This window comes from Bacillus sp. AFS077874 (genome assembly GCF_002566505.1).
GTDB lineage: Bacteria > Bacillota > Bacilli > Bacillales > Bacillaceae_G > Gottfriedia.
In genome coordinates, this window is record NZ_NUYF01000023.1 from 1 (window position 1) to 277 (window position 277).

At 44.4% G+C, this 277-nt stretch carries 2 tRNA genes; both read left to right on the top strand.

The window, feature by feature from the left end:
- Positions 1 to 74 precede the first annotated feature (74 nt).
- Positions 75 to 151: transfer RNA gene (locus tag COJ46_RS18700), tRNA-Ile, on the top strand.
- 20 nt (positions 152 to 171) lie between these two features.
- Positions 172 to 247 (top strand) — tRNA-Ala (locus tag COJ46_RS18705).
- The last annotated feature ends 30 nt before the right edge of the window (positions 248 to 277 follow it).

Genomic DNA, 277 nt, shown 5'->3' on the forward strand with positions numbered 1-277 from the left:
CCGATGGTTCATGTATGAAATGTTTCTTCATTGTTTTGTTTAGTTTTGAAGGATTATCCTTCTATTATAGATATGGGCCTATAGCTCAGCTGGTTAGAGCGCACGCCTGATAAGCGTGAGGTCGATGGTTCGAGTCCATTTAGGCCCACCATATCTTTTTAATATAATAATGGGGCCTTAGCTCAGCTGGGAGAGCGCCTGCCTTGCACGCAGGAGGTCAGCGGTTCGATCCCGCTAGGCTCCACCATTTTTTTTATTTTGTACCTTGAAAACTAGA